Raw genomic sequence first — 14,880 nt, forward strand, 5'->3', positions numbered from 1 at the left:
AACTGCGAAGTCTTTTCTCTTGTAAGGCTACATACGGGTGACGTGTCGTGGATTACTGGAATCGCCCACATGAACAGAAGTGCTAATGCTTTTTCTCAATCAAAAGGTATGGATGGGACCAGATACTGATGGAAACATTACTTATTATTGGAGGACACATCTGGGCTGTGAAACATTTAAGCCAGATGTAATCTGACACCATGACCGACGATATTCACTGAATAGTGTTGATACACCCATATAGATATACATACCCATTGAGTGTATCAACTGATGGCTTACATGCGTCTAAACGCTTATGGACATCCTGTCTTATGGACAAACTACTTACGGGTTCTCACCCCAGAAGTAAATGTCAGTCCAGTAAACCCCATCTCATCCTGCTTACATAGCGCCCGTGCCAGTAGAACAGGTGGCAGCCTGTGCTTGCGGGTCCTCCTTTTGCCAACCTCATCAGGGTAGGGTCTTACTTCCTGCCACATCCCCTTGAAACAGTAAGTTACCTGCGCATCAAAATCCCTTAGTTTTTGGCTTTTCATTGGTCGACTAATTATCCCTGCTCTGGCCCGTATATTTTTGTCTCTTTTCATCGCCTTCCTTAGCGTTTTGAGCGCGCCAGGCTCTCTTGGCATCAGCAGATGCAAATGAGGCATCCAGCGCTGAATATCGGTGTGAAAATCCAGCTCATAGCCCCCCACTATTTTGTCCGTAAATCCGGCTCTTTTTACCATCTTGTAGACCCGTTCCCGGAATTTCTTATGGTCCCAGCAACTGATCTGCTCTTCTTCCAGCATGGCATCGTAATAAACCAGCGTAACCACTCTGTACGCGCTCATACACCCCCGCAGCGGGGCCAGTTCAGCCAGTTTACGTAACCTGTGCAGGCGGAAGCACTGTGGGCACGCAGCACTGCCACATGGCTTATCTAACATACAGGCTTTAAGTTTCCTCTTTAGCCGAAGAGCCTTTCCTCGCCACTTTTTGTGTGCTTTTCTGACTTCTTTGCTTTCATTCTCGTTATCATTCCTGTCCTGCTGGACAGCTTTTTGTATTGCTCTTATACGGTACTGGCGCTCTTTCTCCATCCGATCCCGGGTTTCAAACCCTGGAATGGTGAGAGCCAGCTTTTCCAGTTGGCGCTCTTCTTCTGTCAGCGATACGTATACTGATCGCGCAATGCGGTCTTTTGCACCAAACATATCAGCAGCCTCCTGTAGTGACGCGGGAAGCAATCCATTCACTGACGTCACTTTCCAGCCAGGCTACCGCTCGCCCTCCAGTCAGGGATTTAGGGCGTGGAAAAGTGCCTTTCTCAATCATCCGGTACAACGTGGCGCGGCTCACCGCACAGCGCTCCAGTACGACCCGAATTTTCACCAGTTTCATCTCGTTCATATTTCTGCACTCTTGAGCAGTTCAAGGAGTGCCTTATTCACAAGATCGAAATTCGGAAGCTGCGGCTACGTTTTGGGACGTCTGCAAGCACGTTAGACGTTTCATTGTCGGGCCGACACTTGTGTATGATCAATGTCGGCCAGACATGGGAGATGCTAGAGTGGTTAAAATGGCTAAAGAAGGGAGCCACACATGGCAGGGAAAAAACAGATGAGCCGCCAGCAGCGGTCGACAAAGATGCGGACAGATGCGGGACTGACCCAGGTGAAAGTTTATCTTGACGAAACCACACTGGAATTACTGGCGTTACTTCAGGAAAACTTGTCAGAAGGTAAAATGAAGGGCGATGAAATCAATATGTTCCGCAGTATAGCTGTCACTGCCGGTATCCACAGTCAGGCAGAAGCATGCTTAGGGGAAAAAGTGGTATCAGACATTGTGGCTAAAAATCTGGGCACTGAGTGCAGAGCCAGCGAAGCGACAGACAATCCTCATAAGTTCTTTCTCCGGACGATGATTAACAAGCTTTACGAGAAAGGTCAGCGTAATACACATAGACGCAGACTTGCAGAGGTTGCTGAAATCATGAATGAAAGCAGCTACAGAGCGCCGAATAGGAAGAAAGGGGAATGGAGTGAAAATGATATTAGTCAGTATGTAAATAATGACATACAACTGGAAAAATGATGCCTCAGCAGAGGCGCCAGGCGGTAAGACTGTACACTGCAAGTATCTCTGGAATACCCAGGCCGCGAAGTACGATAGTGTCATTCATCAGGAGTGGTGAGTTGGTCGTACTTTCCCGGCTTCCCCATAGCACTAAGCCCGCCCTGGACGTGCCTGTGAGTCATCAAAAATAGTCCCTGGCCCCGTTTGATTGTTTAGCCAGCAGGTGACGAAGGCCATCCCCCCCATTACGATTTACCAGCAACAGAACGCTCGGGAGGCCCTGTCCAGCATACCTCGGCCCCTGTAGTCATAGCGGGTGGTTGTGGCGATATCGGCATGACCTGCCAGTTGGCGTACCACGTTGAGGTCGGTTCCCTGTTCCAATAGTTGTGTAATGAACGTTCGTCTGAGGTCGTGCGGGGTAAAATAGTCCACGCCAGCGGCCTGGCGTAGCTGTGCCAACAGCCCCGTCAATCCGGTAGTGGTAAGCCTACGTGGCCCAAGCCGGTCTGCCAAGCTGATACGACTGAATAACGGCCCCTCATGCCCTCCCCGGCACTTTAGCCAGCGCCGCAGCTGTGTCCAAACCTTTACGGCAAGGTGAATATCACGACTTTTGCGCCCTTTCCCCTCCCTGACCCAAACGATCCCCGTGGAGACGTCAATATCCTCAACATTAAGGGCAACCAGCTCACCCGCACGCAGCCCGGCACCACACAGAAGCAATAAAATGGCCCGCTCGCGCTGACAGCGCACGGAGGAATACGTCGCTGCCGCCGTCAGCATTGACCGGATTTCATGGCGGGCCAGCGCACGCCCCTGCCGACAACCGTCACCACTGACCCGCCTGACGTTGCGTATCCGCTCCAGCATATCAGCATCCAGTATCCCCATACTGAAGGCCACTCCGGCAACTGACTTCAGCGCCGACAGCGCCATGTTCACGGTAGCAACAGCATAGCCCTCATTCAGCAGCGCCGAGCGCACCAGCATCACCCCCGTGTAGTTCAGCATCTGCCAGGGGTAACTGTCGATATCCGAGCCCGGAAGCAGGATACCGGCACAGCGCCGAAGCTGGCTTTGCATCCCCTTGCGCCCGGCAGGCGCCAGACCTGCCAGCCAAAGCTGTGCCGGATTGGTGGTGGAGACGTTTTGCAGGCGTACAGTTTCCGCGCGCCTGCCCTTGTGGTTCGAGGTCATAACATCATCCTTAATACTGAAAAATGGAGTATCCCGGCCATGCAGGCCGGGGAAGCAGTCAATTCATCTGGTAATGTCATTCAGCCCTGCGTGGTCATTTTTTCACGCCATAGCGTTGCAGATAGTGGTTAAGACCCTGCCCGGCTCCGGGCTCAAAGTTCCAGACCCGCCAGATAAGCTGACCTTCAGCATCGCGTATTGCCAGCCGAAAGTGGGTATGCTGGTCATCCTCAATAGCGACACGGTCATACGCTGACACAACACGCTCCGCATCCTGTCGGGTGAACGTGTCCGATGGCAGCAACGGCAACGGCGCTCCGGGTTCAGCGATTGTGGCGCGGTCCGGGGCAGACCTGCGCCCCTGCGTGATATGGCTGACGGCCTTATACGTTCCCCGATTCAGAAGCCCGGTGGCTTTTCGCGCCCGGAGAACATCAATAGTAGTAATCAATGGGGAGCCAAGGATAAAGCCCGCATTGTCCCGGTCTGTGCGTACCAGATCATACATCTCAACGACAGCATTCAGGGCCTCCGCCATGGGAACACCGGCTTCAATATGCGCCTGAATGGTGTCTTCCTCGCCAAACGGCGTATCGCTGAGGGTAAGCCCGTAGTGCTGTGCCAACAGGTGAGTCAGCAGGGTGCGCCAGACTTCAGCAGGCGACAGGCAGCACGATGCCACCCGTGTCGGTGAGACAGGTTGTTTTTTCATGACAGTATTCTCGTGATAATGTGGGTAGTATTGAAAAAGGCGCGAACATGAACGGCAACCCGGCCCGCGCTTATGGAAATCCGCCCGGCAGAAGAGAGAACGGATATGTTCAGTCCTGTGTTGCTGGAACCGGGACAGGAGTGGGATAAATGGCGATATATACATAGCCGCAGGAGCCAAGCGTATCAGCCTCACAAGTCAGTTCCTTCGCCTGCAGTGTGATGCCCTTCGCCCTGCGCGGCTCCAGCTCACCAGACAACAGCATGCCTTCCATCTGCTTCATGAACAGCGGAAAGGCCTGGTCCAGATGGCGTGCATCGCTTTCGCTGAACACACCGCTAAACCCGGCCCGGTCGGCCAGAAAATGTAGGTTGTGGCCTTCCTGTACCAGTCGTGCACCAAACAGCGGCGTCACATCACGCCAGAGCCCCCACCAGGGGGTTGCTGGCGACGGTGTATGTGTTGAATGGGTCATATTTGTGTCTCCATATTCCAGCCAGTGAGATACGCCTCCGGCAGGGCTTTATTATCTTCAGTTCAGCTTTCCCACATCACGCGGGTGGTGTAGACCCCGCTGGCGTGATAGCTCAGGAAGTTGCGCTCCCACAGGGTGTATAGCGCCCGGGCCTCAGACGGGGACAAATCCCCTGTACGGCAGTGCCAGACATAGCCCTGCGACCAGCTGATATCGATGATTTTCTCAAGCTCGGGATAAACGTTGCCGACATAGCCAAAATCGGTGGCGTAGTCCAGACACCACTCGTCCCCCTGGTGAACTAGCCGGATTTCCACCGGGTGATAACCGCCCCGCTCCACGCTGTAGTCCGGGTCCCGGAAGTTGAGCGTAACGGCGGTGACGCGATGTTTACTGGCAGGTATTTCGCCCGCCTCTGCCATCAACATGTCGAACAGCTGCAGACTGACAGGCAGCACAAAGCCTGCCGGTTGAATAACGGCATTGATGTTCATGGGTAAAACCTCAGTATTTACAGTTTAAAAATGAAGGGATAAGGCGAACGTGGATTACCGTGGTTAATGTGTATTAAACCAGGTAACTCACAGTAACCCGTGTTCAGCGAAAGACCAGGCTTTGTCGCCTCCCACAATGAGATGGTCGGTCACGCGGATATCCAGCAACGCCAGTGCGTCTGTAATTTTTTGGGTAATGAGTTTATCGGCCTGGCTCGGTTCAGGCTCACCACTGGGATGGTTATGCACCAGTATCACAGCAGCAGCGTTGTGCGTCAGTGCCAGGCTGACTATTTCGCGGGGATAAACCATCGTCTGGCTCAGCGTACCGGTAAACAATGTCTGGTAGCCGAGAATATGATGTTGCTGTGAAAGCATTATCACACCAAAAGATTCACGGTTTTCAAGCGCCAGCTTCATCACCAGCCACTGACGTACATCTTCAGATGAGGTGATTTTTCGGCGATTGCGAAACTGGCGGGTCAGCAAAGAATGGGCAAACCGGATAATCTGTTCGCGGGTAACCGGCTCCAGCGTCTGATAATGACCGCTACGATCACTTGCGATAAACGTCATGATGTACTCCTTACCTTTTAGTTCAGAATTCACGTTCAACAAAGTAAATGGCATCCGGCAGCAACGTATGGCGCTTCAGCTCAGGTTGTACTGAAAACGTGTCCTTTCGCTGGCTGCGTATCCCCAGGCTATCAAACAAAAACAACCGGGTAGCATCGGTACGAACCACCACTGACCAGTGCCATGTGGTCCCCATAATCACCACGCGCTGCGCTTGATTCTCCGGTGAAGCCAGCCAGTCGCTGATATCATGAAATATTCGGTGAGTTCTCAAGGTTCGATAACGGAAGGGAGTATGAAAATAGAGGGGATAATGTTGGGCGTAATGCCCTCTCAGCAGAACATCTGCTATCAGGTGGTCCATCTGCTCTTCATCCAGGCCAAGCGTCAGGAGATCAAATAAGTCCCATCGTCGCTTATAGCTGCTTAGCAGGCGGTACATTAATTTTTCCCGCCTTACTCTGCCGTCATAGAGGTAACTCAGGGTATTAATCAGGCTGTAGATGCCACACAAATAGTCATGCTGTCCCTGGCGGGACGCATGAACGTCTCGAGGAAGTGTCATTGTAAATTTCCGGGATAAGTGATGGCTGTGAACCAGCCGGAATGGTGGTGATACAGTGGCTGAGCGCATGATGGCTGCCACTGTATAAATTATAACAAAATCAATATATTAATGCAAGTGATTCTTGTTATCACTTATCCAGCGACTCCTTCACTTGTTACTGGTTAACGTCTCCTTCAGACAGGTCCCTTGCAACCTGAGCCAGAGCCTGCTGCAAAAGTTTATCCCTAGAGGCCGGTTTCATGGTACGGAACAACTGTATCCACAGGTTAAGCTGCTCGTCTGCTGAGGTATCTGCCGCATCCCGCTCACTTTTCAACGCCATCCCTGCCGCGCTGATATGGTACAGAAACCCCTTCCCACTGGTGCGTTTGCGGCGGATTTCCGGATGTAGGGCTGTGAGCTTTTCCAGACGTAGCCGCGCCCCTTTCGCTGTGCCCGGCATTCCTTCCATTCCGGCAAACTGCTCTGCTGTAAGCCACTCCCCCCTGTCCGTCATTCCGGCATCACAGGGCTCAGTCATCTGTTCACTGCTCATAAAATTTCACCTCTTATCAAAGCGTTAGTTAAATGAGCGCAAATAACCATAAAAGGAACTTGATAACTTCCTTTTGTTCGCTTTTAATATCTCCGGTACTAACAACCCGGAGTGAATACATTGAGTAACTCAACAGATTCGCAAAAAAAGCGAAGTAAGGGAAGTGCTGTTAACTGGCACCGGGCAGATATTGTCGCCGCCCTGCATAAGCGGGGACTTTCCCTGTCAGCTCTCTCCCGGCAACACGGGCTGGCTTCCAGGACGCTGAATAACGCTTTTGAGCGCCACTATCCGCGGGCGGAAAAGATTATTGCGGAGGCACTGAACACTACGCCCGAAACCATCTGGCCTGAGCGCTATGCAGGTAGGTCTGTCAAAAACGAAAGCTGAAGGAAGCAGGGTATGTCGACCACCATTACTGAAGTAACGGAATGCTTTGAGTACCTTTTTAGTTCCCTTTACCGGAAAGCATTTGTCAAAACCCTGCGCCTTAACGAATGCAGTGAACGGGAGTTGCTACCGCTGGTACGCTGCTACCTGCTGGGTTGGTTTGCCGACAGCGTCTCACCGGAAGTCCGGGGGAAACTGCCCGGCAGTATCTCCGGGCATGGCTATATTGATTTCGTCATTGACGATGTGGCGGTGGAGTTCGCCGTCCGTAAGCCAGGAGCCGCCCGTTCTGCACTGTCAGCCTCAGTCAACAGCACGGAGGTAAAGAAACTGATGAAGTATGACGGCAAAGCCCTGCTGGTACTGTTCGATTTTTCTGACACGCCCTATACCGAAGAACAGATTGAGTCCTTCAGAAACTGGCCCTCCCTGGGCCGAGGCAACCATCGTAAATCAGCGTTCAATGTTGCGTATTTCTTTGTGGAAAAACGCAGCCCGCTGACACCCAGGAAAATCACCAGAAATATCCGCATCCGTTAACGGTAGCGCGCATAACGGATAATGAAAACGTCAATGAAAGGAGATCACCGAAGATGAGGAAAACCGCTGCCATGTTGCTTCTGGCATTTTCAGGTTGTGCCGGGGCAAAAACACTCCCCGCAGAAAATTTGCAGGGGCTGTATGAGGCTTATGCCACCCTGAATACCTGCCACCAGTATGGTTACACTGGCGATGAGGCCTTAACCGCACTGGACAAACTTATCCGCAGCAATCGCTATCAGGATAATACCGGCAACATCATGACATTAACGAAGGACAATATTAACTATTACCATTCCCTTCAGGACCGCTTTATTCTTGAGCAGCAATTCAAAAGCGAAGGAATAAACCAGAGCGGTATCCGGCTCCAGATAAAAACCCTCTGCGACCAGATGAACGCCGCTGTTGGTGGGAAGCTGGGTGTGAAAACTCGAGTTATTTCACCGGATGACCTTCCCGCCAGCGCAAAACCTGTTTTTGACAAACCGGCCACTGACAGTGCCCCGGCAATTCCGGAAGACCGACCGATGACATGGGACAACAGCCCGGTCCAGGGTATTCCGGTTCAGTGAGGGGTAACACAATGAAGAAGCATATTATTACCGCACTGCTCATCACAACAGTATCCGCTCCGGCGCTGGCAGCGTACCCGGTAAGCCAGCCTGCTCAGGCCGCAGAAGTGATGGTCAGTATGTGCCAGCAGCAGCGTTCGGGTATGGACAAGAACCAGGCCATCCGTAAAGTCTATGGCACCGTAAGCGACTGGCCCATAGCTTCAACAACTGAAGTTGCTGCTGCGATGGATGAAGGATGGAATTTTGCTGTACAAAATCCAGAGATAAGTTGCGACAGAATTTATCCCATGATGATTGACATGCTGGATGGGAAAAAGGATTGAGAAACCAAGCTTAACTTAAGTTGGCAAAACCAATCTGCATCAATTGAAATTTCACATAGCGATGTGCCCTCCAGCAGGGCACAATTATTATAAACCGTCTGCTATGAGCGAAAAGCGGACATTCCTGTACAAAGCATGGCGTTGGAATACAGTAAGATCATTGATTAATAAGTGAGTCGAATCAGAACAGTAGCCAATGAAACAAAAAATTCGCAAACGTAACCAAGACTGGATATCAAGGCAATTGAAACGTGCGCAAAAGAGGAAATGCCGTTAAGTTTCTTTATTAACTTTCCCTCAATATGAGCAACTGCTTGTAATGGTGTGCGCCTTAAACGGCATGGTCGTCTCAAGCCGGACTGGAGTCGCGCATTGTTTCATTAGGGTTGGGGAGAAGTGCCTATTGTTGGGCAAAAAGTAGTGTTTACTGGTTTGAGGGATTTGATAAGGAGCAATTGCCTGTTGAATGGGGTGCGCTGTGGGAAGATGCCTGAATATATTGGTTTTGATTTGATCTCACAGTGCAACACACAATCAACTCTTACAGTCTGCTGTGAGCAAAAATTGCACATTTCTAACAGCCTTCCGTGTGAATCAACGAGGAGCAGGTCACTGGCACAGAGGGGACGTTTAACCCCGTCCGGCCTCCGCTGAATTGGCTGCCAATTCCGTCCGGTCGTACCTGCCTGAGCCGTCTACTTCAGTAAAAACTGAATCAGCATAGCAAACATATATACTGTCGCTGCAATTTGTATTGTTCGCACTCCCCATCTGAGATATCGCCATTTATGACGTTCTCTGGCATCGGCTTCTTCAATGGTGGATTCAGTATGCTTTCTTCTCTTTGTCCTGAATGGATCAATTACCCATAGGGCAAGAATAAAGAGAACGATTGTTTTCTGAAGTATGGGATGATCTACGAAGAGTGACTCCGGCCTGCTCGCTGATACAATCAGAATAGATGAACAATCCCGAAATAATCAACACTAAATGTATGGCAATTATTTATTTTCGTCCTGGCTGGATTTTGTGACCTGCTCCCAACAAATTAACATAGCACAATGTAAGCAAGTTCTGCTTTTGGCACGAAGCGGACTTGTTAACTGGGTTGGAGATCCGCTTTGAGCGAGAAGTGGGCCTTCGGTTATATCATTTCCTTTGTGCAAATAGTTATCATCACAATCGCAATCTGTGAGTGATTATACCAAGCGGATGGCAACACCAGTTACAACGTGGCAAATACGCCACAGCCCCCTGATGTAATTAATCCAGAAGGGTATCTAAATAATCAGCCCATATCTGCAACCATTTTTTACACTCAGCATCATATTTATATAGATTATAAATACCTTCTACCCCGCCTTTGGTATGCCCAAGAACAGCCTCAGCGACTTCATTAGGGCATTGTAACCGTGATAACCCTGTTCGTACCGTCCGCCTTAAATCATGTGGCCTCCAACCGGGTATATCTAGCATTTTTCCTGATTCCCGCATACGCCAAGCATTCTCAGTGAGATATTTCTGCTGTATTGGCAACTTCGTACGGGATGAAGGGAACAAATAAGCATCGGAATTGAGTCGTAAAACCTTTAAAAAATCAATGGCCTGATTAGGTAGCTGCACATAGCGTTCAATGCCTGTTTTTGTTTCACGTAGGTGTATTGTCCCCTTTTCAAGGTCAACATCCTTCCATGCCATATTGCAGACTTCACCGGTACGACACCCGGTCCAGAGAGTCAGACGTAACACGTTTTTGATCGTTGGCGTGTAAGCCGAACCCGGAAGCCATTTAAGGAATTTTGCAAGCTCGTCCTCGCTCAGTACTCGTGTTCCACGTCCGTTTGTGAGCTTGATTCTGGTCTGTCGTAAGCTGGATTTTGCTAACAGCGCCGGATTCGCGAAATTATCATCAAATCGCCCAAGGCCGATTGCAAATTCATATGCGAGTGAAAGCTCCCTCAGTACATTCCCAGCCTGTACGGTTGCACCTCGAGCTACAATGTTATTGATTAAATTAATGACATCCTGGCGCGTAATCTCAGCAGCATTCCGGGTTCCTAAGCTTTTAACAGCGTCACCATAGAGAGTACGACGAACCTCAGCCTGCCCTTTCGGCTTTCTGGCACCGGGAATGACCTTCCCGTCCTTCGTTTTACGATCCTCAATACGTTCGGTAAGATACAGTTCAACCAATCCCTGTACGGTCAATTCAGGGATCTTAGCCTGTTCAGCTTCAATCGCACGCTGGAGCTTATCTTGTTTGAGTTCAGTCGCAGGGCACCGACCTTCCTGTCGGAGGAGCTTTAATTCGTGGAGTTTGAGACGTGCAGCAGCTAGAGAAGTCTGCGGAAAGTTACCAATTTTAACCTGAGCAAGCTTGCCAGTCAGAGGACTTGTGTAACGGTAGAAAAAAGACTTAACCCCAGTTGCACCGCAGGAGACACGTAAGCCACGATTTTCGCCTACATCAGCCTTATCTTTGTCGCCAGGCTTCATCATTTCTACCGCTTTAAACGAAAGTGGCTTTCCCTCTTGTTTTCCTACCATAAAGACTCCGTTATCATGCACCTTATGCAGTCATGAACATAAATGTAGGTTGCACTGTGTGTGCCCATATTTTACCAAGTCACAGGTTGGCAAGCTACACTTTAACCTACATTTAAATGTAGGATTTCATGATATTCGATGAGACATAGTGAAACCTAACGATAACCACAAAAACCACTAACTCATTAAAAATTAAGAAAACGGACATCACAAACCGATGAGTACAATAGAAAATCTAGACTCTCACACCCCAATGATGCAGCAGTATCTGAAGCTGAAAGCACAACACCCGGAAATCTTGCTGTTTTACCGTATGGGCGATTTTTACGAGCTCTTTTATGACGATGCCAGACGCGCGTCGCAGTTGCTCGATATCTCCCTGACCAAACGTGGCGCATCGGCAGGTGAGCCTATCCCGATGGCGGGAATCCCCCATCACGCGGTAGAAAACTACCTGGCAAAGCTGGTGAACCAGGGCGAATCCGTGGCGATCTGCGAGCAGATTGGCGATCCAGCCACCTCAAAAGGCCCGGTTGAACGCAAAGTTGTGCGCATTGTCACGCCAGGCACCATCAGTGACGAAGCCCTGCTGCAGGAGCGCCAGGATAACCTGCTGGCAGCGCTGTGGCAGGATAGTAAAGGATTTGGCTACGCCACGCTGGATATCAGCTCCGGACGTTTTCGCCTGAGCGAACCGGCTGACCGCGAAACCATGGCGGCCGAATTGCAACGCACAAACCCGGCAGAGCTGCTCTATGCCGAAGATTTCGCCGAAATGGCACTCATTGAAGGCCGCCGTGGCCTGCGTCGCCGCCCGCTATGGGAATTCGAAATTGATACCGCGCGCCAGCAGTTGAACCTGCAGTTTGGCACGCGCGATCTGATTGGCTTTGGCGTGGAAAATGCCCCACGCGGGCTGTGTGCAGCTGGCTGCCTGCTACAGTATGTGAAAGATACCCAACGCACGGCGCTGCCGCATATCCGCTCGATTACAATGGAACGTCAGCAGGACAGCATCATCATGGATGCTGCGACGCGCCGTAACCTGGAGATCACCCAGAATCTGGCTGGTGGTGTGGAAAATACCCTCGCCTCGGTGCTCGATAACACGGTTACCCCAATGGGCAGCCGCATGCTTAAGCGTTGGCTGCATATGCCGATTCGCGATACCGATACACTGACCAGCCGCCAGCAGACCATTGCCGCTTTGCAGGATCGCTATACTGAGCTGCAGCCCGTGCTGCGCCAGGTCGGCGATCTGGAACGTATTCTTGCTCGTCTGGCACTGCGTACGGCTCGCCCACGCGATCTCGCGCGTATGCGTCATGCCTTCCAGCAGCTACCGGAACTGCGTGCCCAGCTTGGTGACGTAGCCAGCGCGCCAGTACAGAAGCTGCGCGAAACAATGGGAGAGTTTACCGGGCTTCGCGAATTGCTGGAGCGCGCCATCATTGATACGCCTCCGGTTCTGGTTCGTGATGGCGGCGTAATTGCACCAGGCTACAACGAAGAGCTGGATGAATGGCGCGCGCTGGCAGACGGTGCAACAGACTACCTTGATAAGCTGGAAATCCGCGAGCGTGAACGTCTGGGGCTGGACACCCTGAAGGTAGGTTATAACGCGATACACGGTTACTACATTCAGATCAGCCGTGGACAAAGCCATCTGGCACCTATCCACTATGTTCGTCGACAAACGCTGAAAAATGCCGAGCGCTATATCATTCCTGAGCTGAAAGAGTATGAGGACAAAGTTCTCACCTCGAAAGGCAAAGCCCTGGCGCTGGAAAAACAGCTTTATGACGAGCTGTTCGACATGCTGATGCCACACCTTGCTGAGCTGCAATTAAGCGCCGGTGCGCTGGCTGAACTGGATGTGCTGGTAAACCTGGCAGAACGCGCAGAGACGCTGAACTACACCTGCCCAACCTTTACCGATAAACCCGGTATTCGCATTACCGAGGGTCGACATCCAGTGGTCGAGCGCGTGCTGAACGAGCCGTTCATTGCTAACCCACTAAGCCTGTCACCGCAAAGAAGAATGCTGATCATCACCGGTCCAAACATGGGCGGTAAAAGTACCTATATGCGCCAGACTGCGCTCATCGCCCTGCTCGCCGGGATCGGTAGCTACGTTCCAGCGCAAAAAGTGGAGATTGGCCCAATCGATCGTATCTTCACCCGTGTGGGCGCTGCAGACGATCTGGCAAGCGGGCGTTCAACCTTTATGGTGGAAATGACCGAAACCGCCAACATCCTGCATAACGCAACCGAGTACAGTCTGGTGTTGATGGACGAAGTTGGACGCGGAACGTCAACCTATGACGGACTGTCGCTGGCGTGGGCATGTGCCGAAAGCCTGGCGAATAAAATCAAGGCCATGACGCTGTTTGCAACCCACTATTTCGAACTGACACAGTTGCCAGAGAAGATGGAAGGCGTGGCAAACGTTCATCTTGATGCACTGGAACACGGTGATACCATCGCCTTTATGCACACGGTGCAGGACGGTGCGGCAAGCAAGAGCTATGGCCTGGCCGTCGCAGCGCTGGCGGGCGTGCCGAAAGAGGTGATCAAGCGCGCGCGGCAGAAATTGCGTGAGCTGGAAAGTTTGTCACCCAATGCCGCAGCCACACAGATTGACGGTACACAGATGTCATTGCTGGCTCCTGCAGAAGAAACCTCTCCCGCAGTCGAAGCGCTGGAGAATCTCGACCCGGATTCACTGACACCGCGTCAGGCGCTGGAGTGGATTTACCGGCTGAAGAGTTTGGTTTAGTCCTTTGTCGTCTGGGCCCGGTGGCGCTCACGCTTACCGGGCTTTTTTCAGCGCTTCAGCAATCAGGTTGATGAGGTATTTTCAGGACGCCTTAACAAAGTAAAGCAGGTGCGAGTTTTCGGCACTTATCAAAAAGATGCGCCCCGATTAATTAACCCTCATGCGCATAAAATCGATAAATGTCCGCACTTTCGCAGGCACATGCTGGGCATCAGGATACACCGCGTAGATACCCTGCCGTGCAAAACGGTATCCCGGTAAAACCGATACCAGTTTTCCCGCATCAAGAGCATTTCGAACCAGCCACTCCGGAAGTAGCGCCACACCGCTTCCTGCCAGAGCAAAGGCCATCAGCGCCTGAGCACTGTCCGCAAACAAACGCGGTGCTTTTTTTATCTCCAGGGTGGCTGACGCCCCCCGTGCATCTTTCACCTGCCAGTGCAGCGGCGAGGCCAGGCGCTCGTGAATAATCCAGTCTGCTTCAGCCAGCTGTTCCAGCGATTCAACCGGATGGTCAAGCAGCCAACGAGGCGTCGCAACGGGCAGGATGGAAAAGTGGGTAATCAATGCGGCGTGATAACGTGAATCTGCGAGGGTTCCCAGTCTGATGGCGACATCAAAGCGTTCTGAGATAAGGTCGGCATGCAGAGACGACGAGACATGACGTATGCGCAGGCTCGGGTGTAGCTGGCTGAACCCGGCCAGCAAAGGTATCACGATCTGCGAACCGTACTCGGGCGTAGTGGTGATCCGCAATTCCCCCGTAAGCCCGGCATGGTTTGCGCGGACATCATCCCGCAATCGCTCTGCATCCTTTAAAAGCGCCACGCTACGTTGATGAAAAAGCGCCCCTGCCTCGGTTAACCTCAGGCGACGGGTAGATCGCAGCAACAACGTTACGCCCAGCTCATCTTCAAGCTGGCGAATATTGAAACTGACGACAGCTTTTGTCAGCCCCATCGCATCTGCTGCGGCGGTGAAACTGCCTGTGTCCGCTACCGCAACAAACATCGCCGTACGCTGTAAATTAATCATTATCAGCCTTGAGAACTGTCAAAATAATTTTGACAGAATATCTCAGTTTGTCGTGTTTATCAGCACA

The 14,880-nt window shown here is 51.5% G+C and carries 17 protein-coding genes and 1 pseudogene; 6 read left to right on the plus strand and 12 right to left on the minus strand.

Features of this window, described 5'->3' with window-relative positions; all coding sequences use genetic code 11:
• Positions 1-323: 323 nt before the first annotated feature.
• Positions 324-1,199 carry a hypothetical protein gene (locus HV318_RS08810; RefSeq protein ID WP_032333274.1) on the minus strand — a complete coding sequence of 292 codons (876 nt, stop codon included), beginning with the start codon at positions 1,197-1,199 and terminating at the stop codon, positions 324-326.
• A 1-nt stretch (position 1,200) separates the two neighbouring features.
• Complete coding sequence (locus HV318_RS08815) at positions 1,201-1,395, minus strand: helix-turn-helix transcriptional regulator (protein ID WP_032333275.1); 195 nt, start codon at positions 1,393-1,395, stop codon at positions 1,201-1,203.
• Between the two features lie 192 nt (positions 1,396-1,587).
• Between HV318_RS08815 and HV318_RS08820 the strand changes: the two genes are divergently transcribed.
• The gene (locus HV318_RS08820; protein WP_063857557.1) at positions 1,588-2,082 is read left to right on the plus strand and encodes a hypothetical protein; all 495 of its coding nucleotides are present in this window, start codon (positions 1,588-1,590) and stop codon (positions 2,080-2,082) included.
• Between the two features lie 234 nt (positions 2,083-2,316).
• On the opposite strand, the gene HV318_RS08825 is transcribed toward HV318_RS08820, so the two are convergent.
• From HV318_RS08825 to HV318_RS08855, 8 genes and pseudogenes are all read right to left on the minus strand, one after another.
• On the minus strand, positions 2,317-3,264 hold the full coding sequence (locus tag HV318_RS08825) for a tyrosine-type recombinase/integrase (RefSeq protein ID WP_032333276.1): 948 nt from the start codon (positions 3,262-3,264) through the stop codon (positions 2,317-2,319).
• 94 nt (positions 3,265-3,358) lie between these two features.
• Positions 3,359-3,574, minus strand: a complete 216-nt coding sequence (locus HV318_RS24180) for a DUF905 family protein (protein ID WP_063857560.1) — start codon at positions 3,572-3,574, stop codon at positions 3,359-3,361.
• A 45-nt stretch (positions 3,575-3,619) separates the two neighbouring features.
• Positions 3,620-3,976 (minus strand): annotated as a pseudogene (locus HV318_RS24185) (TA system toxin CbtA family protein); the annotation flags it as partial.
• Between the two features lie 109 nt (positions 3,977-4,085).
• Positions 4,086-4,451, minus strand: coding sequence for a type IV toxin-antitoxin system YeeU family antitoxin (locus tag HV318_RS08835; RefSeq protein ID WP_032333278.1), 366 nt, complete (start codon positions 4,449-4,451; stop codon positions 4,086-4,088).
• 62 nt (positions 4,452-4,513) lie between these two features.
• Positions 4,514-4,945, minus strand: coding sequence for a DUF2787 family protein (locus tag HV318_RS08840; protein WP_032333279.1), 432 nt, complete (start codon positions 4,943-4,945; stop codon positions 4,514-4,516).
• Between the two features lie 87 nt (positions 4,946-5,032).
• The gene (locus HV318_RS08845) at positions 5,033-5,521 is read right to left on the minus strand and encodes a JAB domain-containing protein (protein ID WP_045146589.1); all 489 of its coding nucleotides are present in this window, start codon (positions 5,519-5,521) and stop codon (positions 5,033-5,035) included.
• Between the two features lie 22 nt (positions 5,522-5,543).
• Positions 5,544-6,086 (minus strand): hypothetical protein, encoded by a 543-nt coding sequence (locus HV318_RS08850; RefSeq protein ID WP_000174655.1) that lies wholly within the window; start codon positions 6,084-6,086, stop codon positions 5,544-5,546.
• A 157-nt stretch (positions 6,087-6,243) separates the two neighbouring features.
• Positions 6,244-6,624, minus strand: a complete 381-nt coding sequence (locus tag HV318_RS08855) for a hypothetical protein (protein WP_032333280.1) — start codon at positions 6,622-6,624, stop codon at positions 6,244-6,246.
• A 120-nt stretch (positions 6,625-6,744) separates the two neighbouring features.
• On the opposite strand from HV318_RS08855, the gene HV318_RS08860 reads away from it, so the two are divergent.
• From HV318_RS08860 to HV318_RS08875, 4 genes are read left to right on the plus strand one after another with little or no spacing between them, the layout of a single operon-like run.
• Positions 6,745-7,014 (plus strand): helix-turn-helix domain-containing protein, encoded by a 270-nt coding sequence (locus HV318_RS08860; protein WP_001442951.1) that lies wholly within the window; start codon positions 6,745-6,747, stop codon positions 7,012-7,014.
• Positions 7,015-7,026: 12 nt separating this feature from the next.
• The gene (locus HV318_RS08865; RefSeq protein WP_000108266.1) at positions 7,027-7,554 is read left to right on the plus strand and encodes a hypothetical protein; all 528 of its coding nucleotides are present in this window, start codon (positions 7,027-7,029) and stop codon (positions 7,552-7,554) included.
• A 53-nt stretch (positions 7,555-7,607) separates the two neighbouring features.
• The gene (locus HV318_RS08870; protein ID WP_032333282.1) at positions 7,608-8,126 is read left to right on the plus strand and encodes a hypothetical protein; all 519 of its coding nucleotides are present in this window, start codon (positions 7,608-7,610) and stop codon (positions 8,124-8,126) included.
• A gap of 11 nt (positions 8,127-8,137) precedes the next feature.
• Positions 8,138-8,452: a hypothetical protein gene (locus tag HV318_RS08875; protein WP_032333283.1), complete on the plus strand. Its 315-nt coding sequence runs from the start codon at positions 8,138-8,140 to the stop codon at positions 8,450-8,452.
• Between the two features lie 1,263 nt (positions 8,453-9,715).
• On the opposite strand, the gene HV318_RS08880 is transcribed toward HV318_RS08875, so the two are convergent.
• Positions 9,716-10,999, minus strand: coding sequence for a tyrosine-type recombinase/integrase (locus HV318_RS08880; protein WP_032333284.1), 1,284 nt, complete (start codon positions 10,997-10,999; stop codon positions 9,716-9,718).
• A gap of 217 nt (positions 11,000-11,216) precedes the next feature.
• On the opposite strand from HV318_RS08880, the gene mutS reads away from it, so the two are divergent.
• On the plus strand, positions 11,217-13,778 hold the full coding sequence (gene mutS / locus HV318_RS08885) for a DNA mismatch repair protein MutS (RefSeq protein WP_182272457.1): 2,562 nt from the start codon (positions 11,217-11,219) through the stop codon (positions 13,776-13,778).
• 147 nt (positions 13,779-13,925) lie between these two features.
• Here mutS and HV318_RS08890 read toward each other — a convergent pair whose 3' ends face one another.
• Positions 13,926-14,813 (minus strand): LysR family transcriptional regulator, encoded by an 888-nt coding sequence (locus HV318_RS08890; protein ID WP_182272458.1) that lies wholly within the window; start codon positions 14,811-14,813, stop codon positions 13,926-13,928.
• Positions 14,814-14,880: the final 67 nt, after the last annotated feature.

This window comes from Enterobacter sp. RHBSTW-00901, from assembly GCF_014103115.1.
GTDB lineage: Bacteria > Pseudomonadota > Gammaproteobacteria > Enterobacterales > Enterobacteriaceae > Enterobacter > Enterobacter cloacae_P.